This is a genomic window from Actinotalea alkalitolerans (assembly GCF_023369855.1).
Taxonomy (GTDB): Bacteria; Actinomycetota; Actinomycetes; order Actinomycetales; family Cellulomonadaceae; genus Actinotalea.
This window is the reverse complement of record NZ_JAMBPP010000003.1, coordinates 157192-178267: the sequence shown is the minus strand read 5'-3', so window position 1 is coordinate 178267 and position 21076 is coordinate 157192. Positions and strand designations below refer to the sequence as shown.

Genomic DNA, 21076 nt, shown 5'->3' with positions numbered 1-21076 from the left:
GTGCGGATCGACGTCGTCACGATCTTCCCCGAGTACCTCGCCCCGCTCGACCTGTCGCTGGTCGGCAAGGCGCGCGCGACAGGGCTCCTGGACCTGCGGGTCCACGACCTGCGGACGTGGGCCACCGACCGGCACCGGACCGTGGACGACAGCCCGCTGGGCGGTGGAGCCGGCATGGTCATGCGGCCCGACGTGTGGGGTCAGGCCCTGGACGAGGTCCTCGGGTCCGGGCCGCCCGCAGGGACCGAGCTGATCGTCCCCACGCCGTCAGGGGAGCGCTTCGACCAGCGCACCGCCGAACGGCTGGCGCAGGTGCCTCGACTCATGATCGCCTGCGGACGGTACGAGGGCATCGACGCCCGGGTCGCCGAGGAGTACCGGGCGCGGGGGGTGCGGGTCACCGAGCTCTCGCTGGGCGACTACGTGCTGAACGGGGGAGAGGTGGCCGCCCTCGTGGTCGTCGAGGCGGTCGCCCGGCTGCTGCCCGGGGTCGTGGGCAACCCGGAGTCCCTGGTCGAGGAGTCGCACGGCGTGGCCGGGCTGCTCGAGTACCCGGTGTACACCCGCCCCCCGGTGTGGAGGGAGCGCTCCGTTCCCGAGGTCCTGGTGTCGGGTCATCACGCCCGCATCGCCCGCTGGCGGCGTGACCAGGCACTGCGGCGCACCGCCGAGCGGCGGCCCGACCTGCTGCGCAGGTTGGGCCCGGGGGACCTCGACGCGCACGACCGCGCGACGCTCGAGTCGTGCGGGTGGCGGGTCATCGGCGAGGGCGTCGTCCCCGAGCCCGCAGCGGACGAGGTCGTGCCGGTGCGTCCTGCTGTGGCAGACTGACCCTCTGGTGTGTGTCGGCTGCGTCTCTGCCACAGGGGAGACGGTCACGGCCGCTCTGTGAGTACGACGGACGCACCAGTCCCGAACCGGACGTGGCGGCTTGCTGCCCGTGACATTCGCGCCTGACCTGTGGCAGGGCGGGGAAGTGACACTCATGCACATTCTCGACTCGGTCGACGCAGCCTCGCTGCGCTCCGACATCCCGGACTTCCGCCCGGGCGACACGCTCAAGGTCAACGTCAAGGTCGTCGAGGGCACGCGCTCGCGTGTCCAGGCGTTCCAGGGCGTCGTGATCGCCCGTCAGGGTGGTGGGGTCCGCGAGACCTTCACCATCCGCAAGATCAGCTTCGGGGTCGGTGTCGAGCGGACCTTCCCGGTGCACTCCCCGACCCTCGACTCGGTCGAGGTCGTCACCCGTGGTGACGTGCGGCGCGCGAAGCTCTACTACCTGCGCAAGCTGCGCGGCAAGAAGGCCAAGATCAAGGAGAAGCGCGAGACGCCTGCTCCCAGGTAGGCGCTGCTCAGCGCACCCCGGACGGGGGGACCACCTTCGGGAGGTCCCCCCGTCCGTGCTCCGGTGCACCGGTCGCGGGAGGCTGCCCGCTCGTCGGTCGCACCACCCAACGGCTCGAGGAGCGTGGCACAGTGGACCGCGTGCCCCCCCGTCATGCGTCGGCCCAGCGCAGCGACGACCTGCCGCCTGCCTCTGTGCCCGGCGCTGCCCACCACGACCCCTCGGGGACGGGCCCGGCGGCCCCCCCGCCACGGCGCGGTGGCGGGCTCGCAGCGTGGCTGCGAGAGACGTTCCTGATCGTCGGGAGCGCCCTTGTTCTCTCCCTGCTCATCAAGACCTTCTTGGTCCAGGCCTTCTTCATCCCGAGCAGCTCGATGGAGCCCACGCTGCTGATCGGTGACCGGGTGCTGGTGAACAAGCTCGCCCCCGGTCCCTTCGAGATGAACCGCGGCGACATCGTGGTCTTCAAGGACCCGGGTGGTTGGCTCCCGCCCTCGCAGGACCCGCCGCAGCCAGCCTGGCGCGAGGCGCTCACGACCGGGCTGACGTTCATCGGCCTGGTGCCACAGGACTCCGGCGAGCACCTCATCAAGCGGGTGGTCGGCCTGCCCGGAGATGTCGTCGAGTGCTGCGACGAGGCCGGACGTCTGACCGTCAACGGGGTGCCGCTCGACGAGGAGTACCTGGCCCCCGGTTCGCGGCCGAGCGAGATCGAGTTCACCGCCGTGGTGCCCACCTCGGGGGTGTGGGTGATGGGGGACAACCGCCAGAACTCCCAGGACTCCCGGTACAAGCAGGGCGACCCCGGGGGTGGGAGCATCCCGGTGGAGAACGTCGTCGGAGTCTCCTTCGTGACCGTCTGGCCGATCGACCGGTGGAGCGTGATCCGCTCGGCCGGGTCGACCTTCGAGCAGGTCCCCGAGCCGTGAGGCGGCCGGACCTGCGTCACGAGCGTGCACTGCTGCGCAGCGGGGCACGTCTGGTGGTCGGGATGGACGAGGTCGGACGCGGCGCGCTCGCCGGTCCGGTCAGCGTCGGTGCGGTGGCGGTCGACCTGCGGACCCGGGCGTGCCCGGCCGGGGTCGCCGACTCCAAGCTGCTCAGCCCCTCGGCCCGCGAGAGGCTGCTCCCGGCTCTGGGTCGCTGGGGGGTCGCCCGCGCGGTCGGTCACGCCTCACCGCAGGAGATCGACAGCATCGGCATCATCGCCGCCCTGCGGCTGGCCGGTCGACGCGCACTGGCCGACCTCGCGGTGGAGGTCGACGTCGTCCTGCTGGACGGCTCGCACAACTGGCTCCGGGAGCCGGTCCAGCCCACCCTCTTCGACCTCGGTGCTGCGCCGCCGCCCTCGCCTGAGCAGGAGCGCCCCGGCGCGGGCGCGCCGTCGCCGACCATGACGAGGCTCGAGCCGGCGGTGCGCACCAAGGTCAGGGCCGACCAGGTCTGCGCGTCGGTGGCCGCCGCGAGCGTGCTCGCCAAGTGCGAGCGTGACGCGCTCATGGTCGCGCTCGCGCGCGACCACCCGCGCTACCTCTGGGACGAGAACAAGGGGTACGCGAGCCCCGGGCACATCGAGGCGCTGCGTCGGGTCGGGGCGTGCACCGAGCATCGGCGCAGCTGGCGCCTGCCCGGTCTCGAGACGGGCTGGACCGCCCAGCCCGAGCAGGTCGCGCTGCCGACCGAGGTGTGACGATCCCCCTCGAGGCGGCGCCAGGCGCCCGATGGTCCATGATGGTCGGGTGAGTGCTGAGGACCTCGAGAACTACGAGACCGACATGGAGCTCGCCCTCTACCGCGAGTACCGCGACGTGGTGGGCCTGTTCGCCTACGTCGTGGAGACCGAGCGCCGCTTCTACCTGGCCAACCAGGTGGATCTGCAGGTCCGATCGGCGGCGGGTGAGGTGTACTTCGAGCTCACCCTGACCGACGCGTGGGTCTGGGACGTCTACCGGTCGGCGCGGTTCGTGAAGTCCGTGCGGGTGGTGACCTTCAAGGACGTCAACGTCGAGGAGCTGGCCAAGGCTGAGCTCGACCTCCCCGAGGGCGGTGGCTTCCGCCGCTGACACCTGAGCCCTCCACAGGTCGGTGGACGGACTCAGTCGTCCTCAGCGGGGCCGGTTCCTCTCAGGCGCGCCTCCGCGTCTGCCGCAGGGTTGCCTCGGAGGTGGTCGCATGAGGGCCAAGGACGCCGTCGGGCGGTACGGGGAGAACGTCGCGGCACACCACCTGGTCCAGGCCGGGTGGGACGTCGTGGATCGCAACTGGCGGGGTGCGTCGGGGGAGGTCGACATCGTCGCCCTCGAAGGCGACGAGCTGGTCGTGGTCGAGGTCAAGACCCGACGGGGTACCGGGTTCGGGTATCCCGCCGAGGCGGTGACGGCGGCCAAGCTCGCTCGGCTGCGACGGCTCGCCGCGCAGTGGCTCGACGCCCACGACCTGCACCCGCGGGGGGTGCGGATCGACGTGATCGCCGTGGTCCTGCCGCGTCAGGGGTCCGCACAGGTCGAGCACCTGCGCGGCGTGGTCCGATGAGCCTGGGGCGCACCTTCGCGGTCTCCCTCGTCGGGCTGACCGGTCATCTCGTCGAGGTCGAGGCGCACCTCGCGGCCTCGCTCCCTGCCTTCACGCTGGTCGGCCTGCCGGACGCGTCGCTGGCCGAGGCGCGTGACCGGGTGCGTGCGGCAGTGAGCTCCTCGGGAATGCCGTGGCCGAACCGTAGGATCACCGTCAACCTCTCCCCGGCCGCGCTGCCCAAGGCCGGGGCGTCCTTCGACCTGGCGATCGCGGTGGCCACGCTCGCGGCAGCCGGGATCTGCGACCCGGCCTCGACGAGCCTGGCGGTCCACCTCGGTGAGCTCGGGCTGGACGGTCGGCTGCGTCCGGTCCGCGGCGTACTGCCCGCGGTCGCGGCGGCGGTCGCTGCCGGGCACCCGCGGGTGGTCGTCCCGACGGCCAACGCCGACGAGGCGCGGCTCGTTCCAGGTGCCCGCGTCGTGGGAGCGTCCACCCTCGCCGAGGTGGCACACAGCTATGGAGCCGAGGTCGAGGTCCCCACGGTGCTCCCGGTCATCCAGGTGCACGAGACGGTCCGTCCCGTCCATGTCCCCGATCTGGGAGAGGTGATCGGCCAGCGGGCGGCGCGGTGGGCCATCGAGGTCGCTGCCGCGGGTGGTCACCACCTGCTGATGGTGGGCCCGCCGGGTGCTGGCAAGACGATGCTGGCCGCTCGTCTGCCGGGGCTCCTTCCCGACCTCGACGAGGCGGCAGCAGTCGAGGTCACAGCCGTCCACTCGGTGGCCGGGACCTTCGAGGCGGGGGACGGCCTGCTCCGGCGGCCGCCGTTCGAGGACCCGCACCACACCGCCACCCCGGCGGCCGTGGTGGGCGGAGGCAGCGGTCTGCCACGGCCCGGGGCTGCGTCGCGGGCCCACCGGGGTGTGCTGTTCATGGACGAGGCGCCGGAGTTCTCACCCCGGGTGCTCCAGACGCTGCGCCAACCTCTCGAGCACGGCGAGATGGTGATCCACCGTGCCGGTGGCACCGCACGGTACCCGGCGCGGTTCCAGCTCGTCCTGGCTGCCAACCCGTGCCCGTGCGGGCGCGCGGTCGGCAAGGGGCTCGAGTGCACGTGCTCAGCGCTGGCGCGCCGGCGATACTTCTCCCGGCTTTCCGGCCCGCTGCTGGACCGCGTTGACGTCCAGCTCGAGGTGCTCCCCGTCTCACGGGCCGACAGGCTCGACGGCGGCGCCCCGGAGACGTCGGCGTCGGTGGCCGCGCGGGTCGCTCGAGCCCGGGCGGTGGCCGCGGAGCGGCTCGTGGGGACACCTTGGACCACGAACGCCGAGGTCCCGGGCTCGTGGCTGCGCGCGCACGCTGCACCGGGGCCTGGCCACCGTGACCTCGAGCGCGCGCTGGACTCCGGGCTGCTCAGCCTGCGGGGCGTCGACCGCGTGCTGAAGGTCGCGTGGACGTTGGCGGACCTCGCCGGGTGCGACCGGCCGGGTCGCGAGCAGGTCGGCCAGGCACTGCTGCTGCGTACCCGGGGTCAGGTGGGAGCGTGAACGGCCCGGATGCCGCCGAGATCGTGGCCCGCACCGCGTGGAGCAGGCTCGCCGAGCCTGGTGACCTCGTGGCGGGCGCGCTGGTCGCCGCACTGGGGGCGGTCGAGGCGCTGGCCTGGTTGCAGAACGGTGTGGCGAGCCTGGAGAGGGGTGGCCCGCCGGATCTCGACGGGCTCCGTGACCTGCCGCCCGAGGCGGTACGACGTCTCGGTGTCGCCGGTGCACGCTGGGCGCCGCGGTGGCGGGCTCTGCGTCTGGGGCAGGACCTCGCGGCGATCGAGAGGCTCGGAGGTCGGGTGCTGGTGCCCGGACACCCTGAGTGGCCCGGGGGTCTGGACGACCTCGGAGCTGCGGCACCGCACTGCCTGTGGGTGCGTGGCGAGGGCGACCTGGCAGCGGTGCTGGCCGGCTCGGTGGCCGTGATCGGGGCGCGCGCGTGCACCGCCTACGGCGAGCACGTCGCGTCCGAGATCGGTGCGGGGGTAGTGGGCGCAAGGCGTGCCGTGGTCTCGGGGGGCGCCTACGGGATCGACGCGGTGGCTCACCGGGCTGCCCTGGCAGCGGGAGGCCCGACGGTGGCCGTGCTCGCCGGAGGGCTCGACCGGCCCTACCCCGCAGGCAATGTGCGGCTGCTCGCGGCGATCACCGATCGTGGTGGTGCAGTGATCAGCGAGGTACCGCCGGGCAGCACGCCGACCCGCTCGCGCTTCCTCCAACGCAACCGGCTCATCGCAGCCGTCAGTGCGGGCGCCGTGGTGGTCGAGGCGGCCTGGAGATCGGGGGCGTTGAACACGGCGGGCCACGCCGCAGGCCTGCTGCGTCCGGTCGGTGCGGTACCCGGGCCGGTGACCTCGATGGCGTCCGCGGGCTGCCACCGTCTCCTGCGCGAGGGCAGTGCCGTGTGCGTCACGGACGCAGCCGAGGTCCTCGAGCTGGTCGGTCGTGCGGGCTGTGACCTCGTGGGTGACCGACCGGCGACCCCCTCCGACGTCGACGGCCTGAGCGACACGCAGCGGCGGACGCTGGACGCCCTGCCATCAGTGCGTGGCGCGGTGGTCGAGACCCTGTGCCGTGTCGCAGGACTGACGGTCGGCGAGGTCAGGGCCGCCCTGGGGGCGCTCGAGGTGGCCGGACTCGCGGAGCAGGACGCCCGAGGGTGGCGACGCCGTCGCCACCACGTCCGTGAGCACAACGGACATTTGGGGACGAGCCAGGCGGGTGGGATGCCAATGACATCACATACCGGGTGAAGTCTCGGTGTTCCTGCTTGTGACCTCCTCGATGACACGCCACGGTAGGACCATGAACCCGACGGTGGCAGCGCCCGCTGCCATGACCTCGCACGAGGTCGTGGCCGGCTTCGCGGCCCACCTGACGGCTGCGCGCGGGCTCTCCGCCCACACCACCCGGGCCTATCTGGGCGACGTGAACCACCTCGTGGGTTTCGCCCGTCGGCGTGGCGTGGAGTGGTCGCAGGTCGACCTGACGTTGCTCCGCGCCTGGCTCGCGTCGATGGTCTCGAACGGTCTCGCGCGGTCGACGGTGGCCCGTCGGGGTGCGGCGGTGCGCGCCTTCTACGCGTGGGCCGAGCAGTCCGGTCACCTGGTGACCGACCCGGCGGCCCGGCTGGTCACCGCGCAGCCCGGCGGGGCGCTTCCCTCCGCGCTCGCGGTCGAGCCCGCCCGGCGCCTGCTGGACGCGGCGCGTGACGCGGTCGACGAGGACCCGCTGACGGTGCGCGACTGGGTGACCCTTGAGCTGCTCTACGCCACCGGTGTCCGCGTCGGTGAGCTCGCATCGGTCGACCTCGACGACGTCGACGCCCCGAGCCGGCTGCTGCGAGTCATGGGCAAGGGCTCGAAGGAGCGCGTGGTGCCGTTCGGCGTCCCGGCCGCCCGCGCCCTGGACCGGTGGGTCCAGGACGCTCGCCCACGGCTGGCGACCCCCACCTCGGGTCCCGCCCTCCTGATCGGTCGGCGGGGTCGGCGCGCGGACCAGCGCCAGCTGCGTGAGGTCGTGCACCGTGCGGCCGCTCTGGCCGGGGTCGAGGACCTCGCCCCGCACGGTCTGCGGCACACCGCGGCGACCCACCTGCTGAACGGGGGGTCTGACCTGCGCAGCGTCCAGGAGATCCTCGGTCATGCGAGCCTTGCCACCACGCAGCGGTACACCCACGTCAGTGCCGACCGGCTCCGCCAGTCGTACAGCCAAGCCCACCCACGTGCCTGAGGGGATGCGAGACATGTCAGCCCAGGCCCGTGCCCAGGCCCCGGAGATCATCTCCACACGACCACCGGTGACGACCGTGCCACGCCCGCACCTCGTCGGGGGGGTGGGCGACGTGCTGACGATCGACTCGCTCTGGTCGGTCTTCAAGGAGTCCGGTGACCGTGCCGCACGCGAGCGGCTGATCCTGCACTACGCACCGTTGGTGACGATGGTCGCGGGTCGCGTCGGTGCCGGTATGCCCTCGACCGTCGAGCAGGCGGACCTTGTCTCGTACGGGATGTTCGGGTTGATCGACGCGATCGAGAAGTACGAGACGGATCGTGCGGTGAAGTTCGAGACCTATGCGAGCTCTCGCATCCGCGGCGCGATCATCGACGAGCTCCGGGCGATCGACTGGATCCCTCGGTCGGTCCGGACCAAGGCGCGTGCGGTGGACCGTGCGTACGCCGAGCTCGAGAGCGAGCTGCGGCGCACACCGTCCGAGCAGGAGGTCGCCGACCGGCTCGAGATGGGCGTGGGAGACCTCCGGGCGGTCTTCACGCAGCTGTCGACGGTCAACGTCGCCGCTCTCGACGAGATCCTGGGCGCCGGCTCCGAACGGGGTGACTCGCTCTCGCTGCTCGACACCCTCGAGGACCCGATGGCCACCGATCCGGCGGGGTCGGTCGAGGCGCAGGAGACCAAGCTCATGCTGGCCCGGGCGATCGAGCGCCTCGGCGAGCGCGAGAAGATCGTCCTGGTCCTCTACTACTACGAGAACATGACGCTCGCGGAGATCGGACGGGTCCTGGGTGTGACCGAGTCGCGCATCTCGCAGATGCACACCGCCGCGATGCTCAGGCTCCGCACCACGTTGCACGAGGTCGAGCACGGCTGACCTCACGGGAGCAGGACCACCGGGCCGGTCCCGGCGACGAGCCCCAGGGGGTCCACGTAGTCGGGCCCTCGGCGCACCCCCCAGTGCAGGCATGGGACGCCCGGGCAGTGCGAGGGTCCGGCCTGGAGCGTCGCGACGGTCTCGCCGCGGCTGACCGCTGCACCAAGGTCGACCACCGCGTCGACCGGCTCGAAGGACGACCTCGTGCCGTCCGGGTGGGTGAGCGTCAGTACTCCACGGTCGACCACGTGACCCGCGAAGCTCACGACACCGTCCGCCGGCGCCATGATCGACGCTCCCGTGGTCGCGGCGAGGTCGACCCCTCGGTGCCCGGGTCCCCACCGGGTGGCCGGGGCGGTGAACGGCCTGAGCAGGGTCACGGGTACGGGTAGCGGGAGCTCGTGCGATCCCTCCCGTGGCGCCCATCGGTCTGCGGTGCGGGGCGCCGTCGGTGAGGCTCCCGACGTCGCAGCACGAACCTGGCCCGAGGCTTCGGCAGGCAGCACGGGCAGGAGGCCGGGGACGGTGAGGACGACGGTCAGCGTGGCGAGAGCGATCCTCCACGAGGTGTGCGCCGAGATGAGCATGGAGAGCACTGCATCCTGACTGCCGGGCCCAGCGCGGGTCGGCCTGCGTCCCCGGTGGAAGGGTGTAGCACGGCCGACCTTGTGGACCGGGCCGGCGGACGATGTCACGTGGTGCACCGTGGGCCGGCGGACGTCCGGTAGGATCGCTGCTGCGCCCGGTCCGCCGGGTGACATCGCACGCCATCTTTCCCCGAGGTGATGCCGGTTCGCGCCGGTGCCGGGGGTGTGTGCCGACAGCGGTCCGGGTACGTCCCGGTGTCGGTGCCACGTGGCGTCAGGGGCGTCCGGTCACCCGACCGCCGCCGACAACCGGATGCGGATCCCGCACGTGCGGGAGCCGCCGAATGACGCGTGCCCCCACGGGGTGCGCCGGAAGGACGTGCCATGGCCGTCGTGACCATGCGCCAGCTGCTCGAGAGCGGTGTCCACTTCGGGCACCAGACCCGTCGTTGGAACCCGAAGATGAAGCGGTTCATCTTCACCGAGCGCAACGGCATCTACATCGTCGACCTGCAGCAGTCGCTGTCGTACATCGACCGCGCCTACGAGTTCGTCAAGGAGACGGTCGCCCACGGTGGCACCATCCTCTTCGTCGGGACCAAGAAGCAGGCGCAGGAGCCCGTCGCCGAGCAGGCTGCCCGTGTCGGCATGCCCTACGTGAACCAGCGCTGGCTCGGTGGGATGCTCACCAACTTCACCACCGTCAACAAGCGTCTCCAGCGCCTCAAGGAGCTCGAGGAGATCGACTTCGCCGACGTCGCCGGCAGTGCCTTCACCAAGAAGGAGCTGCTCATCATGCGTCGCGAGCGCGACAAGCTCGCCAAGACCCTCGGCGGCATCCGCGACATGGCCAAGGTGCCCTCGGCCGTGTGGATCGTCGACACCAACAAGGAGCACCTGGCGGTCGACGAGGCGCGCAAGCTCGGCATCCCGGTCGTCGCGATCCTCGACACCAACTGCGACCCCGACATGGTCGACTACCAGATCCCGGGCAACGACGACGCGATCCGTGCCGTCACGCTGCTGACGCGAGTCATCGCCGACGCAGCCGCCGAAGGTCTGATCGCTCGTCACTCGGGGCGTACGGCCGCCGCGGAGGGCACGGCCACCGAGGCCGAGCCGCTCGCCGAGTGGGAGCGCGAGCTGCTCGCCGGATCCGAGGCGACCCCGGCCGCTGAGGCGACCCCGGCTGCTGAGGCAGCCCCGGCTGCTGAGGCGACCCCCGCTGCCGAGGCGGCCCCGGCTGCTGCCGAGGTGCACACCGAGCCGTCCGACGGCCCCGAGCCGGCCGTCGAGGCCGACGTGGTCCCCTCTGACGCCGAGGTCGAGAACCCCGCTGTCGAGGCCACGCCGTCCGGTGCCCCCGAGGCCGCAGCCGTCGTCGGTCAGGACGCAGCCCCGGCTGCCCTGGTCCCCGGCGTGTCCGAGCCTGCTGCGGACGACAAGCCCGCGAGCTGACACCCGTCCAGCGGGCCGCGTGACGGCCCTGGAACTCCGGACCCACAGACAAGGACACACGATGGCGAACTACACCGCCGCAGACATCAAGGCCCTGCGCGAGCGCACCGGCGCGGGCATGCTCGACGTCAAGAAGGCACTCGACGAGGCCGACGGCAACGCCGACAAGGCCCTGGAGATCATCCGGGTCAAGGGACTCAAGGGTGTGAGCAAGCGCGAGGGCCGCTCGGCCTCGGACGGGCTCGTCGCCGCGCACGTCGGTGACGACGCCACGGGTCAGACGGGCGTGCTCATCGAGCTCAACTGCGAGACGGACTTCGTGGCCAAGAACGTCACCTTCGTCGCACTCGCGGAGAAGGTGCTCGCCAGTGCCGTCACCGCAGGCACGGACGACGTGGCCGCGATCCTCGCGACCGAGGTCGACGGACGCACCGTGCAGGAGACCATCGACGAGACCGCCGCGACGCTGGGCGAGAAGGTCGTCCTGCGTCGCGTGGCGCGGGTCAGCGCCGAGAAGGTCGCGGTCTACCTGCACAAGGTCAACAAGGACCTCCCGCCCCAGGTCGGTGTGCTCGTCGGCACCGACGCCGCCGGGGCCCCGGTCGGCAAGGACATCGCGATGCACGTCGCGGCGTACTCGCCGACCTACCTGACCCGCGACGAGGTCCCGACCGAGACGGTCGAGTCCGAGCGTCGTATCGCCGAGGAGACCTCGCGCAACGAGGGCAAGCCCGAGGCCGCACTGCCGAAGATCATCGAGGGCCGCCTCAACGGCTTCTTCAAGGAGAGCGTCCTGGTGGACCAGGCCTTCGCGAAGGACCCCAAGAAGTCGGTCGCGAAGGTGCTCTCCGAGGTCGGCGGCACGGCCACGGGCTTCGCGCGCTTCCGCGTGGGAGCCTGACCCTCAGCACGTCCCCGCCGGGGCGGCGGCCCGCGGTCCACGGACCACGGGCCGCCGCCGCACCCGGTGGGTCCCGACCCGGACGCCGGCCACTCCGGAGCCCGGCAGGCAGCACAGCCGCAGAGGTGGAGGACCGTTGGAGAACGACGATTCCGTGACGACCGCCGAGACGCCGCACCCGGTGATCCCCTCGGCGCGACGGGTGCTCCTCAAGCTCTCGGGGGAGACCTTCGGCGGCGGCAGCATCGGGCTCGCCCCGGACATCGTCCAGCGGGTCGCCGGTGAGATCGCTGCGGCCGTCCGCGAGGGCGTCCAGGTCGCGATCGTCGTCGGCGGCGGCAACTTCTTCCGTGGCGCGGAGCTGTCCCAGCGGGGACTGGACCGTGCGCGTGCCGACTACATGGGGATGCTCGGCACCGTGATGAACTGCCTCGCGCTGCAGGACTTCCTGGAGCAGGCCGGGGTCGCGACACGGGTGCAGACGGCGATCACGATGGGCCAGGTCGCCGAGCCGTACATCCCGCTGCGCGCGATCCGGCACCTCGAGAAGGGTCGGGTCGTGATCTTCGGGGCGGGGGCGGGGATGCCCTACTTCTCGACCGACACCGTCGCGGCGCAGCGGGCTCTCGAGACGCACTGCCACGAGGTCCTCATGGGCAAGAACGGGGTCGACGGGGTCTACACGGCCGACCCGCACGTGGACCCCGACGCGCGGCTGCTCGAGCGGCTGACGTACAGCGAGGCCCTGCAGGACGGCCTCAAGGTGGTGGACTCCACCGCCTTCAGCCTGTGCATGGACAACGACGTGCAGATGCGCGTGTTCGGCATGAGCGAACCAGGGAACGTCACACGGGCCATCCTGGGTGAGAAGATCGGCACGCTGGTCACAGCGGGCTGACCACGGCCGACGACGACTGCGACGAAGGAGCACCGGTGATCGACGACACCCTCCTCGAGGCCGAGGAGAAGATGGACAAGGCGATCGAGGTCGCCAAGGAGGACTTCGCGACGATCCGTACGGGTCGCGCGAACGCGGCGATGTTCACCAAGGTGACCGTCGAGTACTACGGTGCACCGACCCCGCTGCAGCAGCTCGCCTCCTTCACCACGCCCGAGGCGCGGACCATCCTGATCAGCCCGTTCGACGTGAGCTCGCTCGGCAGCATCGAGCGTGCCCTGCGCGACTCCGACCTCGGGGTGAACCCGAGCAACGACGGCAAGATCATCCGCATCGTGCTGCCCCAGCTCACCCAGGAGCGGCGGCGCGAGTACGTCAAGCTCGCCCGGGCGAAGGCCGAGGACGCGAAGATCTCGGTGCGCAACATCCGGCGCCGGGCCAAGGACGAGCTGGATCGGATCGTCAAGGACGGCGAGGCCGGCGAGGACGAGGGCGCTCGCGCCGAGAAGGAGCTCGAGGCGCTCACCAAGCGGCACGTCGATCTCGTCGACCACGTGCTCGCTGCCAAGGAGAGCGAGCTGCTCGAGGTCTGAATGTCGGAGCTCGCAGGAACGGACATGGCAAGCGCCCCGGCAGGGTCAGCGCGGGCGGGCCGCGACCTGCCCATCGCGATCGCCGTCGGCCTCGGCCTCCTGGCGGTGGTGGGGGCATCGCTCTTCGTCCGCAAGGAGGGCTTCCTCCTGCTCGCGGTGCTGGCGTGCGGGGCAGCGCTGTGGGAGCTGGCCCAGGCCTTCACCCGGCGGGGGATCCACATCCCGCTGCTGCCCCTCCTGGTCGGCTCGGTGGGCATCCTGGTCTCGGCCTACACCGCCGGTGCCGAGGCGCTGCTCGTGGCCTTCATGCTCACCGCGGGTGGCGTGGTCGTCTGGCGGGTGCTCGACGGCAGCGGGACGGCAGCGCTGCGCGACGCCACGGCGGCGACCTTCGCCACGGCCTACATCCCGTTCATGGCGGGTTTCGTCATGCTCATGCTGGCGCAGCCGGACGGCGGTCGCCGCGTGCTGCTCTTCGTCCTGCTGGCGGTCGCCAACGACGTCGGTGGGTATGTGGCAGGGGTGCTGCTCGGCAAGCACCCGCTGGCCCCCTCGGTGAGTCCCAAGAAGTCATGGGAAGGGCTGGGCGGCTCCTTCGTCCTGGCCTCGGTCGTCGGTGTCGTCGGGGTGGTCTGGGGCTTCGGTGCCTCGCCGCTCATCGGGATCGGCCTGGGCCTGGTCGCGGTGCTCACCGCCACGCTCGGCGACCTCGCCGAGTCCCTTCTCAAGCGGGACCTCGAGCTCAAGGACATGGGGCGCCTGCTGCCGGGCCACGGCGGGGTGATGGATCGCATCGACTCGATGCTCCTCACGGCGCCCCTGGTCTACCTGGTCCTGCTCGTCGCACTTCCGGTCGGAGACTGAGCATGGAAGAGGTAGGTCGTCATGGTTGAGGTACGTCCGGCAGCAGAGGGCCGCGCGCCGCTCGCGCTGACCATGAACGCTCCGCGTCGGGGCAAGCCCCCGCGCCACTTCGCCGACCTCAGCCCCGAGCAGCGGGTCGAGGCGGTGACCGCGCTGGGGGAGCGGTCGTTCCGGGCGAAGCAGCTCGCGACGCACTACTTCACGCACCTCACCGCCGACCCCGCGGACATGACCGACCTGCCGAAGGCCACTCGCGACGCCCTCGTCGAAGGCCTCTTCCCCCCGTTGCTGACGCCGGTGCGCACCCTCGAGGCGGACGGCGGGACGACGGTGAAGACCCTCTGGCACCTGTACGACGGCGTCAAGGTCGAGTCGGTCCTGATGCGCTACACGGGCCGGTCGACGCTGTGCGTCTCGAGCCAGGCGGGCTGCGGGATGGCCTGCCCGTTCTGCGCCACGGGCCAGCAGGGTCTGACCCGCAACCTGTCGACCGCGGAGATCGTCGAGCAGGTCCGTCACGCGGCCCGCTCGCTCTCCCGTGGTGACATCGCCGGCGGCCCCGGCAGGCTGTCGAACCTCGTCTTCATGGGCATGGGCGAGCCGCTCGCGAACTACCGAGCGGTCATCGACTCGGTCCGCCGGTTCGTCGCACCGACCCCTGACGGTCTGGGTATGTCGGCCCGCAACGTCACGGTCTCGACGGTGGGCCTGGTGCCGGCGATCAACAAGCTGGCCGCAGAGGGCATCCCGGTCACCCTCGCACTCTCGCTGCACGCCCCCGACGACGAGCTGCGCAGCGAGCTCGTGCCGATCAACACACGATGGAGCGTGGACGAGGCCCTGGATGCCGCGCGCGCGTACTTCGAGGCAACCGGACGTCGGGTGAGCATCGAGTACGCGTTGATCAAGGACATGAACGACCACGCCTGGCGGGCCGACCTCCTCGGCACGAAGCTGACCTCGCGGGGCAAGGGGTGGGTGCACGTCAACCCGATCCCGCTGAACCCGACACCCGGGTCGATCTGGACCGCGAGCGAGCGTTCGGTCGAGGCCGAGTTCGTCTCGCGGCTGCGGTCCCACGGCATCCCCACCACGGTGCGCGACACGCGGGGGAGCGACATCGACGGTGCGTGCGGGCAGCTCGCCGCCGAGGAGGAATGATGACCCGCATGTTCCGCACCGCAGGCCGCTTCCGCACGGGATACGACCCGGAGGCGGTCGACGAGTTCTTCGCGCACGCCCGCGAGGTGTACGAGGGCACCGCGAGCGACCCGTTGACGGGACGCGACGTGCGTCAGGCCGCTTTCGACCTGGTGCGCGGCGGGTACGCGACCGGTGCCGTGGATGCGGCGCTGGACCGCCTCGAGCGAGCCTTCATCGCCCGGCAGCGCTCGGAGTACGTGGCCTCCGAGGGCCAGCAGGCCTGGATGGAGCACCTTGCTGAGCAGGCACGGACGCTCTACGGGCGGCTGACCCGGCCCGACGGCGAGCGCTTCGCCCCGCCCCGACGCGGCGAGCAGGGCTACTCGGCCGCTGAGGTCGACGCGCTGTGCCACCGGATGATCGGCTACTTCGACCACGGCCAGCCACTCACCTCCGAGGAGGTCCGGCACGCGGTCTTCACCCGGGCCAAGGGGCACCGGGCCTACGGCGAGACGGCCGTGGACGCCTTCTGCGAGCGTGTGGTGGACGTCCTGCTCGGCGTCGAGTGACCCGGCCGTAGCCGACCCCCCGAGGGCGGTCAGCGGCTCTCGTGACCTGTCGGGGGGGACGGGTCGCCGGTGTCGCGTGCGGGTGGCGGCGTCGGGGTGCTGCTCCCGGTCGTCGGGTCGGTCGGCGAGGGTGGTGCTGTGCCGGAGTCCGAGGTCGGTGGTGCGCTCGACGTGCCGGGTCGGGGGACCTCGGGGGCAGGGCCCTGCTCGTCGACGATGATCTCCTGGATCTGCACGACCCTGCGTTCGACGTGCGCGACGTCGTGCAGCTCGACATCGCTGTCCGCGCCGGCCGTCTGCACCACGACGGTCCCGCAGCCGAGCACCCGGTCCAGCACCGTGCGGCGGTAGGTGACCCCGTGCACGCGATCGACCGGGATGTTCTTCGTCTCGCGGGAGAACACACCGCTCTGGCTGATCAGCCGCTTGGTGGTGAGCGTGTCGGTCGAGGTGAACCACACGAGCGTGGGCCACAGGCCCAGGACCAGCACGAGGAGCGCGCCGACCGCAGCGACGGTCCAGCGCTGCCAGGCCTGCTCCTCGGGGCTCGGTACCACCTCGAGGAGGAGGTACACGACCAGGGCGAGGGTGATCGCGGTGACCAGGACGGGTGCCACCAGTGCCTTCCAGTGCGAGTGGGCACTGAAGACGATGCGTTCGTTCCGGGCGAGGTGCGACTTCTTGACCATTGCCGGATCATCGCACCGCTGTGCACCGCGTGTCCTCGTGAACGGTCCGGTGGTGCCCGTCGTGCGTGGTCCGCGAGGATGGGCGGGTGACCCAGCGCAGCGTGATCCTTCTCGGCTCGACCGGTTCCATCGGGACGCAGGCGGTGGAGGTGATCCGTCGGCACCCTGACCGGTTCCGCGTGGTCGGGCTGAGCGCAGGCGGCGCGAACCCGCGGCTGCTGGCCGAGCAGGTCGTGGAGCTCGGCGCGCAGAGCGTCGCGGTCGCCGACCCGGCGGCCGGGGTCGCCGTCCTGGAGCAGGTCACGGTCGTGGCTGCCGAGCGAGGCCTGACGTCAGTGGGTGTCGAGCTCCTGGTCGGCCCCCAGGGCGCGACGCAGCTCGCGTCGCGGGGGGCCGACGTCGTCCTGAACGGCATCACGGGCTCGGTCGGCCTCGGCCCGACCCTGGCGGCCCTCGGGGCGGGCAGCACCCTGGCCCTGGCCAACAAGGAGTCGCTCGTCGTGGGTGGGGCCCTGGTCGCGGCGGCGATGCAGCGACCGGACCAGCTCGTCCCGGTGGACTCCGAGCACTCGGCGATCGCGCAGTGCCTGCGCTCGGGGACCCGCGCCGAGGTGCGGCGCCTGATCCTCACGGCCTCCGGGGGGCCCTTCCGTGGCAGGGGGCGGGACGACCTGAAGAGGGTCACCTCCGAGCAGGCGCTCAACCACCCCACCTGGTCGATGGGACCGGTGGTCACGATCAACTCGGCCACCCTGATGAACAAGGGACTCGAGCTCATCGAGGCCCACCTGCTGTTCGACGTGCCCGTCCGGGACATCACGGTGGTCGTGCACCCGCAGTCGGTGGTCCACTCGATGGTCGAGTTCGTGGACGGCTCGACCGTGGCTCAGGCCTCACCGCCCGACATGCGTCTGCCGATCGCCCTGGGACTGTCCTGGCCCGAGCGGCTCGAGGAGGTCGCCGCGCCGTGCGACTGGTCGACCTCCTGCGCCTGGACCTTCGAGCCGCTCGACGACGAGGTGTTCCCGGCGCTCCGGCTGGCCCGTGAGGCGGTGGCGGCCTCGGCCACCCACCCGGCCGTGTACAACGCGGCCAACGAGGAGTGCGTCGGGGCCTTCCTGGACGGCCGGATCGGGTTCCTCGACATCGTCGACACGGTCGAGCGGGTGCTCGGTGAGCACCACGGCACGACGGCCTCGACGACCCTGGTGCTGCAGGACGTGCTCGCCGCCGAGTCGTGGGCACGCACCCGCGCCCACGAGGTGCTCGCACGTCGGTGAGGCCGCGCCCGGTCGGCGTCCAGGGGTGCGCCCAGGTCAGTGCCCGAGCAACGGCGCGACGGCCCGGGCGACCACGCTGGGGCGGCCGGTCAGCCGCTCCTCGACGTCGGCGAGTGTCGTGGCCCGGAGCCCGGCGTTGACCCCCAGCCACCGGAGCGGCTCAGGCTCCCAGGGTCGCGAGCGGTGGCCGACCCAGGGCAGCCGGGTGAGCTCGGTGTCGCGGCCGGTGATCAGGTCGGCCAGCGTCCGTCCTGCGAGGTAGGTGGTCGCCACCCCGTCGCCGACGTAGCCGCCTGCCCATGCCACCCCGGTTGCGGGGTCCATCCCGACCGAGGCGTGCCAGTCGCGGGCGATCGCGAGCGGGCCACCCCAGCGGTGGGTGACCCGGGCGTCTCGGAGCTCTCCGAAGAGGTCCACCAGGGTGCGCTCGAGCGCCGCGTGGACGCGTGGGTCACGGTCGTGCCGGGGATCGATGCCCGAGCGCCAGTGGTACGGGGCACCACGTCCGCCGAAGGCAAGCCGGTCGTCGGCGGTGCGCTGCCCGTAGACGATCAGGTGCCGGTGATCGGTGAAGGTCCCGCCCGGGGCGAGGCCGATGCGCTGCCAGACCGAGGCCGGCAGCGGTTCGGTCGCGACCATCAACGAGTAGACCGGGGCGAGGGCACGGGGCGAGCCGGGCAGGCGAGGGGTCCAGGCCTCGGTGGCCCGGACCACGTGACGTGCGCGCACGGTACCCGGGGTCCGGGCAGCTCCGGTCCGGGTGACCACCCTGCCGGGCCTGATCGCCGTGGCCTGCGTCCGCTCGACGATGCGGGCACCACGCCGCTCGACGAGCCGGGCCAGCCCGCGCACCAGCCGTGCGGGTTGCAGGCTCGCGCAGTCCGGGGTCCACGTGCCTCCGAGCACCGAGCTGGCCGCGAGCCTGGCGTGGGCCTGCTCGGCGGTCAGCAGCTCGACGGGGTCGCCCCAGCGAGCGGCCTCCTGGGCCTCGGCATCGGCACGTGCCAGCTGGGGACGCGAACGCGCGAGGGCGAGCGTGCCCCCCAGGACGAGGTCGCAGTCCAGCCCCTCGGCCGCGACGGTGGCCGCGACCTCGTGGACCGTGCTGCGCATCGCGGACCGCATCGCCAGTGCTGCCGTGCGGCCGTGGCGACGGGCGATCACGTCGGCCGGGACCGGGAAGAGGGCGGAGCACCACCCTCCGTTCCGTCCGCTCGCTCCGTACCCCGCGATCTCCTGCTCGACGACGAGCACGTCGATCCCCGGGTCGGCGCGCAGCAGGTGGTAGGCCGTCCAGAGCCCGGTCAGTCCCGCCCCCACCACGACGACGTCCGCCTCGGTGGCACCGCGCAGCGCGGCGCGGGGTGCGAGGTCCTCGTGCGGGTCGTCCGCGACCTGGTCGAACCAGAGCGAGAGGTCGCGGTAGGTCAGGTCGGTGCCCATGGCCCGCGTGGTCGGGACCCGTGGGTCACAGCTGCGCCCAGGCCTGGCTCAGCACCCCGCGCAGGATCTGCTCGATCTCGTCGAACTCGGCCGGCCCGCAGGTCAGCGGTGGGGCGAGCTGGATCACCGGGTCGCCCCGGTCGTCGGCACGGCAGTAGAGCCCCGCCTCGAGGAGGGCGTGGGACAGGAAGCCCCGCAGCAGCCGTTCGCTCTCGTCGTCGTCGAACGTCTCCCGGGTGGTCGCGTCCTTGACCAGCTCGATGCCGTAGAAGTAGCCGTCTCCGCGGACGTCGCCGACGATGGGCAGGTCGAGCAGCTTCTCCAGGGTCTGGCGGAAGACCGGCGCGTGGGTGCGCACCCTGTCGGTGAGCCCCTCGCGCTCGAAGATGTCGAGGTTGGCCATGGCCACCGCTGCGCTGACCGGGTGTCCGCCGAAGGTGTAGCCGTGGTAGAAGGTCGTCGTGCCGTGCCGGAAGGGTTCGAAGAGCCGGTCCGAGGCGATGAGCGCGCCGATCGGCGAGTAGCCCGACGTCATCCCCTTGGCGCAGGTGATCATGTCCGGGACGTAGTCGTAGTCGTTGCAGGCGAAGATCCCGCCGATCCGGCCGAAGGCGCAGATCACCTCGTCCGAGACGAGCAGGACGTCGTGCTCGTCGCAGATCTCCCGGACCCGCTCGAAGTAGCCGGGTGGTGGGGGGAAGCACCCGCCCGAGTTCTGGACCGGCTCGAGGAAGACGGCGGCGACGGTCTCGGCCCCCTCGAAGAGGATCGCCTCCTCGATGCGGTCCGCGGCCCACCGCCCGAAGGCCTTGGGGTCGGACCGCAGCTCTTCGGGTCCGCGGTAGATGTTGGTGTTGGGCACCTTGTGGGCGCCGGGCACCAGCGGCTCGAAAGGAGCCTTCATCCCGGGGATCCCGGTGATCGACAGCGCTCCCTGCGGAGTGCCGTGGTAGGCGACCGCGCGCGAGATGACCTTGTACTTGGTGGGCTTGCCCACGAGCTTCCAGTACTGCTTGGCGAGCTTCCACGCGGTCTCGACGGCCTCACCGCCACCGGTCGTGAAGAACACGCGGTTGAGATCGCCCGGTGCGTGGTGGGCGAGCCGTTCTGCCAGGTCGATCGCGTTCGGGTGGGCGTAGGACCACAGCGGGAAGAAGGCCAGCTCGCTCGCCTGCTGACGGGCGCGCTCGGCGAGCTCGACCCGGCCGTGCCCGGCCTGGACGACGAACAGTCCGGAGAGCCCGTCGATGTACCGGCGGCCCTCGGAGTCCCAGACGTGGTGGCCCTCGCCGCGGACCATGACCGGGACGGTGCCCTGCTCCCAGGTGGAGTGCCGGGTGAAGTGCCCCCACAGGTGCCGGCGCGCCGCCTCGGTGCGCTCGGTGCCCGCCGGGGTGCGGGCGGGGGAGGTGTCCGTCGAGGGGACGGCGGCGATCTCGGTCATCGGGTGCCCCAGTTGTAGAGCTGCTTGCGCAGCTTGAGGTAGACGAAGGTCTCGGTGGTGCGGACCCCTGGCAGGGTTCGGATGTCGTTGTTGAGCACCTCGAGGAGGTGCTCGTCGTCCTCGCAGACGACCTCGACCAGGATGTCGAAGGCCCCGGCGGTGATGACGACGTAGTCGACCTCGGACATCTCGGCCAGCGCGTCGGCGAGGTCCTGGAGGTTCCCCTCGGCCTTGAGACCGATCATGGCCTGCCGGGTGAAGCCGACCTGGAGGGGGTCGGTCACCGCCACGATCTGGACCACGCCGGACTCGACGAGTCGTTGCACGCGCTGACGGACGGCTGCCTCTGACAGGCCGACAGCCTTGCCGATCGCGGCGTAGGGTCGCCGTCCGTCCTCCTGCAGCTGCTCGATGATGGCCTTGGACGTCTGGTCGAGGGCCATGGGTGGGGTCTTGGCGGTGGAGCTCGCGGCGTTCTTGGGCTGCGGCGATGCCGGGCTGGTGGGGCCGGTGGGACGTGACATGCAGCGATCGTCCCGTGATCCCCGGCCAGTGGCAAGTGATTCCGTGGTCCTGGCGCTCCCTGACTGCTGATTTCGCCATGCGCGAGAGGGCAGAGCGAGGAAATCGGTGCCATGTCGAGGCGGCTGCGATACGGTCGGCACGAGGAGCCACAGCGGTGTGGACCTCGCGAT

23 protein-coding genes are annotated in these 21076 nt (G+C 71.7%); 18 read left to right on the top strand and 5 right to left on the bottom strand.

Features of this window, described 5'->3' with window-relative positions; all coding sequences use genetic code 11:
* The 10 genes from trmD (at nucleotide 1) to whiG (ending at nucleotide 8512) form a co-directional block, all read left to right on the top strand.
* Nucleotides 1–831, top strand: a complete 831-nt coding sequence (trmD, locus tag M1R94_RS04385; RefSeq protein ID WP_249380445.1) for a tRNA (guanosine(37)-N1)-methyltransferase TrmD — start codon at nucleotides 1–3, stop codon at nucleotides 829–831.
* Nucleotides 832–985: 154 nt separating this feature from the next.
* A complete protein-coding gene (gene rplS, locus M1R94_RS04380) occupies nucleotides 986–1345 on the top strand; it encodes a 50S ribosomal protein L19 (protein WP_249380444.1) in 360 nt (119 codons plus the stop codon).
* A gap of 140 nt (nucleotides 1346–1485) precedes the next feature.
* Nucleotides 1486–2274, top strand: coding sequence for a signal peptidase I (gene lepB / locus M1R94_RS04375; RefSeq protein WP_249380443.1), 789 nt, complete (start codon nucleotides 1486–1488; stop codon nucleotides 2272–2274).
* The gene (locus M1R94_RS04370; RefSeq protein WP_249380442.1) at nucleotides 2271–3035 is read left to right on the top strand and encodes a ribonuclease HII; all 765 of its coding nucleotides are present in this window, start codon (nucleotides 2271–2273) and stop codon (nucleotides 3033–3035) included. Before lepB ends, M1R94_RS04370 begins: the two co-directional genes overlap by 4 nt.
* Before the next feature lie 49 nt (nucleotides 3036–3084).
* Entirely contained in the window at nucleotides 3085–3408 is a 324-nt protein-coding gene (locus M1R94_RS04365; protein ID WP_249380441.1) for a DUF2469 domain-containing protein, read from the top strand.
* A gap of 109 nt (nucleotides 3409–3517) precedes the next feature.
* Complete coding sequence (locus M1R94_RS04360) at nucleotides 3518–3877, top strand: YraN family protein (protein ID WP_249380440.1); 360 nt, start codon at nucleotides 3518–3520, stop codon at nucleotides 3875–3877.
* Nucleotides 3874–5406, top strand: a complete 1533-nt coding sequence (locus tag M1R94_RS04355) for a YifB family Mg chelatase-like AAA ATPase (RefSeq protein ID WP_249380439.1) — start codon at nucleotides 3874–3876, stop codon at nucleotides 5404–5406. Before M1R94_RS04360 ends, M1R94_RS04355 begins: the two co-directional genes overlap by 4 nt.
* The gene (gene dprA, locus M1R94_RS04350; RefSeq protein WP_249380438.1) at nucleotides 5403–6656 is read left to right on the top strand and encodes a DNA-processing protein DprA; all 1254 of its coding nucleotides are present in this window, start codon (nucleotides 5403–5405) and stop codon (nucleotides 6654–6656) included. Before M1R94_RS04355 ends, dprA begins: the two co-directional genes overlap by 4 nt.
* 52 nt (nucleotides 6657–6708) lie before the next feature.
* Complete coding sequence (locus tag M1R94_RS04345; protein ID WP_249380437.1) at nucleotides 6709–7635, top strand: tyrosine recombinase XerC; 927 nt, start codon at nucleotides 6709–6711, stop codon at nucleotides 7633–7635.
* A gap of 13 nt (nucleotides 7636–7648) precedes the next feature.
* Nucleotides 7649–8512, top strand: a complete 864-nt coding sequence (whiG, locus tag M1R94_RS04340; RefSeq protein ID WP_249380436.1) for an RNA polymerase sigma factor WhiG — start codon at nucleotides 7649–7651, stop codon at nucleotides 8510–8512.
* 2 nt (nucleotides 8513–8514) lie between these two features.
* Here the strand turns inward: whiG and M1R94_RS04335 are convergent, their stop codons facing one another.
* Nucleotides 8515–9099 carry a M23 family metallopeptidase gene (locus M1R94_RS04335; RefSeq protein WP_249380435.1) on the bottom strand — a complete coding sequence of 195 codons (585 nt, stop codon included), beginning with the start codon at nucleotides 9097–9099 and terminating at the stop codon, nucleotides 8515–8517.
* 384 nt (nucleotides 9100–9483) lie between these two features.
* Here M1R94_RS04335 and rpsB point away from each other — a divergent pair, with 384 nt between their 5' ends.
* The 7 genes from rpsB to M1R94_RS04300 all read left to right on the top strand — a co-directional run bounded on the left by rpsB (nucleotide 9484) and on the right by M1R94_RS04300 (nucleotide 15525).
* A complete protein-coding gene (rpsB, locus tag M1R94_RS04330; RefSeq protein ID WP_249380434.1) occupies nucleotides 9484–10557 on the top strand; it encodes a 30S ribosomal protein S2 in 1074 nt (357 codons plus the stop codon).
* A 61-nt stretch (nucleotides 10558–10618) separates the two neighbouring features.
* Nucleotides 10619–11458 (top strand): translation elongation factor Ts, encoded by an 840-nt coding sequence (gene tsf / locus M1R94_RS04325; protein WP_249380433.1) that lies wholly within the window; start codon nucleotides 10619–10621, stop codon nucleotides 11456–11458.
* Nucleotides 11459–11612: 154 nt separating this feature from the next.
* On the top strand, nucleotides 11613–12356 hold the full coding sequence (gene pyrH / locus M1R94_RS04320; protein WP_249380432.1) for a UMP kinase: 744 nt from the start codon (nucleotides 11613–11615) through the stop codon (nucleotides 12354–12356).
* Between the two features lie 35 nt (nucleotides 12357–12391).
* Entirely contained in the window at nucleotides 12392–12949 is a 558-nt protein-coding gene (frr, locus tag M1R94_RS04315; RefSeq protein ID WP_249380431.1) for a ribosome recycling factor, read from the top strand.
* Between the two features lie 24 nt (nucleotides 12950–12973).
* The gene (locus M1R94_RS04310; RefSeq protein ID WP_249380430.1) at nucleotides 12974–13813 is read left to right on the top strand and encodes a phosphatidate cytidylyltransferase; all 840 of its coding nucleotides are present in this window, start codon (nucleotides 12974–12976) and stop codon (nucleotides 13811–13813) included.
* Between the two features lie 72 nt (nucleotides 13814–13885).
* The gene (rlmN, locus tag M1R94_RS04305; RefSeq protein ID WP_249380609.1) at nucleotides 13886–14974 is read left to right on the top strand and encodes a dual-specificity RNA methyltransferase RlmN; all 1089 of its coding nucleotides are present in this window, start codon (nucleotides 13886–13888) and stop codon (nucleotides 14972–14974) included.
* Nucleotides 14974–15525 carry a DivIVA domain-containing protein gene (locus M1R94_RS04300; RefSeq protein ID WP_249380608.1) on the top strand — a complete coding sequence of 184 codons (552 nt, stop codon included), beginning with the start codon at nucleotides 14974–14976 and terminating at the stop codon, nucleotides 15523–15525. Before rlmN ends, M1R94_RS04300 begins: the two co-directional genes overlap by 1 nt.
* A 29-nt stretch (nucleotides 15526–15554) precedes the next feature.
* Here M1R94_RS04300 and M1R94_RS04295 read toward each other — a convergent pair whose 3' ends face one another.
* A complete protein-coding gene (locus M1R94_RS04295; protein WP_249380429.1) occupies nucleotides 15555–16214 on the bottom strand; it encodes a PH domain-containing protein in 660 nt (219 codons plus the stop codon).
* An 86-nt stretch (nucleotides 16215–16300) separates the two neighbouring features.
* Here M1R94_RS04295 and dxr point away from each other — a divergent pair, with 86 nt between their 5' ends.
* Nucleotides 16301–17494, top strand: coding sequence for a 1-deoxy-D-xylulose-5-phosphate reductoisomerase (gene dxr, locus M1R94_RS04290; protein ID WP_249380428.1), 1194 nt, complete (start codon nucleotides 16301–16303; stop codon nucleotides 17492–17494).
* Nucleotides 17495–17530: 36 nt separating this feature from the next.
* Here the strand turns inward: dxr and M1R94_RS04285 are convergent, their stop codons facing one another.
* The 3 genes from M1R94_RS04285 to M1R94_RS04275 are packed head-to-tail and all read right to left on the bottom strand — an operon-like array spanning nucleotide 17531 to nucleotide 20824.
* Nucleotides 17531–18937 carry an NAD(P)/FAD-dependent oxidoreductase gene (locus M1R94_RS04285; protein WP_249380427.1) on the bottom strand — a complete coding sequence of 469 codons (1407 nt, stop codon included), beginning with the start codon at nucleotides 18935–18937 and terminating at the stop codon, nucleotides 17531–17533.
* A 25-nt stretch (nucleotides 18938–18962) separates the two neighbouring features.
* Entirely contained in the window at nucleotides 18963–20381 is a 1419-nt protein-coding gene (locus M1R94_RS04280; protein ID WP_249380426.1) for an aspartate aminotransferase family protein, read from the bottom strand.
* Entirely contained in the window at nucleotides 20378–20824 is a 447-nt protein-coding gene (locus tag M1R94_RS04275; protein WP_249380607.1) for an Lrp/AsnC family transcriptional regulator, read from the bottom strand. The genes M1R94_RS04280 and M1R94_RS04275 overlap by 4 nt, the downstream gene beginning before the upstream one ends.
* Nucleotides 20825–21076 lie beyond the last annotated feature (252 nt).

Excerpts from the sequence above, each read along its gene's own strand:
- rplS (WP_249380444.1), top strand. The coding sequence starts at position 986 with ATGCACATTCTCGACTCGGTCGACGCAGCCTCGCTGCGCTCCGACATC.
- M1R94_RS04360 (WP_249380440.1), top strand. The coding sequence starts at position 3,518 with ATGAGGGCCAAGGACGCCGTCGGGCGGTACGGGGAGAACGTCGCGGCA.
- M1R94_RS04355 (WP_249380439.1), top strand. The coding sequence starts at position 3,874 with ATGAGCCTGGGGCGCACCTTCGCGGTCTCCCTCGTCGGGCTGACCGGT.
- M1R94_RS04345 (WP_249380437.1), top strand. The coding sequence starts at position 6,709 with ATGAACCCGACGGTGGCAGCGCCCGCTGCCATGACCTCGCACGAGGTC.
- whiG (WP_249380436.1), top strand. The coding sequence starts at position 7,649 with ATGTCAGCCCAGGCCCGTGCCCAGGCCCCGGAGATCATCTCCACACGA.
- M1R94_RS04335 (WP_249380435.1), bottom strand. The coding sequence starts at position 9,099 with ATGCTCATCTCGGCGCACACCTCGTGGAGGATCGCTCTCGCCACGCTG.
- rpsB (WP_249380434.1), top strand. The coding sequence starts at position 9,484 with ATGGCCGTCGTGACCATGCGCCAGCTGCTCGAGAGCGGTGTCCACTTC.
- tsf (WP_249380433.1), top strand. The coding sequence starts at position 10,619 with ATGGCGAACTACACCGCCGCAGACATCAAGGCCCTGCGCGAGCGCACC.
- M1R94_RS04310 (WP_249380430.1), top strand. The coding sequence starts at position 12,974 with ATGGCAAGCGCCCCGGCAGGGTCAGCGCGGGCGGGCCGCGACCTGCCC.
- rlmN (WP_249380609.1), top strand. The coding sequence starts at position 13,886 with ATGAACGCTCCGCGTCGGGGCAAGCCCCCGCGCCACTTCGCCGACCTC.
- M1R94_RS04300 (WP_249380608.1), top strand. The coding sequence starts at position 14,974 with ATGACCCGCATGTTCCGCACCGCAGGCCGCTTCCGCACGGGATACGAC.
- M1R94_RS04295 (WP_249380429.1), bottom strand. The coding sequence starts at position 16,214 with ATGGTCAAGAAGTCGCACCTCGCCCGGAACGAACGCATCGTCTTCAGT.
- M1R94_RS04285 (WP_249380427.1), bottom strand. The coding sequence starts at position 18,937 with ATGGGCACCGACCTGACCTACCGCGACCTCTCGCTCTGGTTCGACCAG.
- M1R94_RS04280 (WP_249380426.1), bottom strand. The coding sequence starts at position 20,381 with ATGACCGAGATCGCCGCCGTCCCCTCGACGGACACCTCCCCCGCCCGC.
- M1R94_RS04275 (WP_249380607.1), bottom strand. The coding sequence starts at position 20,824 with ATGGCCCTCGACCAGACGTCCAAGGCCATCATCGAGCAGCTGCAGGAG.